Annotated in this window: 1 protein-coding gene; it reads right to left on the reverse strand. The window is 72.2% G+C overall.

The window, feature by feature from the left end:
- Positions 1-180: 180 nt before the first annotated feature.
- A complete protein-coding gene (locus tag ACTWQR_RS55720; RefSeq protein ID WP_443235014.1) occupies positions 181-1,101 on the reverse strand; it encodes a MurR/RpiR family transcriptional regulator in 921 nt (306 codons plus the stop codon).
- Positions 1,102-1,190 lie beyond the last annotated feature (89 nt).

Raw genomic sequence — 1,190 nt, forward strand, 5'->3', positions numbered from 1 at the left:
GGGAGTGGGCTGAGGCGTCGGTGGCGTCGGCGCTGGAGGTCATGTGCGGTGGCTCTTTCTGGTGCTGGAAATTTCCTGTGCTGGATACTCCGGTGCGGGTGAGCACGCCCCGCCTTTTTGGGGCGCGGGGAACTGCGCGACCAGCCCCCACCTGTCCGCAGACGAATCACAACCCGCCGCCTACCGCCCCGCGCGGGGCGCGTGCCGGTGCGCCAGCGCCTCGTACGACGCGGACAGCGCCGGCGCCGCGGTCTCGTACGTCCGCTGCGCGACCCCGATGAACAGACAGTCCACGACAAGGAGCTGACTCGTACGCGAAGACATCGCCGCCGGCCGCAACTCGCTCTCCCGGGCCGTGGACGTCGTGAGGATGTGGTCCGCGTACTGCGTGACCGGCCCGTCCGGACGCCCGGTGATCGCGACCGTCGTGGCCCCGCGTTCGAACGCGACCCGCAACGGCTCGATGACGTCACCGGTCGACCCGGAGTGTGTGATCGCGATCGCCACGTCCTTGGCGCGGAGTTGCACGGCGTTGGTGACGGCGAGGTGGGGGTCGCTGTGGGCGTGGGATATGAGCCCGATGCGCAGCAGCTTCTGTGTCAGGTCCTGGGCGACGAGACCGGACGCGCCGACCCCGTAGACGTCGATACGGCGGGCCGCCGCGAGCGCGCCGACGGCGGCACCGAGCTGGACCGTGTCCAGTCCCGCCGCGGTGTCGGCGAGGGTCTGCTGCTCGTCGTACGCGAGCTTGGCGACGACGTCCGCGATGGGGTCGTCGACCGCGATGTCGGCCGTCACGGCCGGGGCCCGGCCCGACTGCTGCTGGGCGGCGAGACCGGCCAGGGCCAGCCGCAGGTCGCGGTAGCCGGGGTAGCCGAGCAGGCGGGCGGTACGGACGACCGTCGCCTCGCTGGTGCCGGTGAGCTCCGCGAGACCGGTGACCGTCAGGGCCGCGCAGCCGGCGGGGTCGCCGGCGACCGCCTCGGCGACCCGCTGCATGGAGCGGGTCATCGACGGGGCGAGCGTGCGGACCTTCGCCGCGAGTGCGGCGGGTGCGGGTGGGGCCGCGCCCGCGAAAATTTCCTTCACTTTATTGCTCACCCATGAAAGATATTTTCGGGCGGGGGGAGGGTCAAGGGGGGCGAGGGCGCTGCGCCCGGGGGTGGGTGGGTGTCTGCGGGTGGTGGGGG

This window comes from Streptomyces sp. 2A115 (genome assembly GCF_052245575.1).
In the GTDB taxonomy this organism is placed as follows: Bacteria; Actinomycetota; Actinomycetes; order Streptomycetales; family Streptomycetaceae; genus Streptomyces.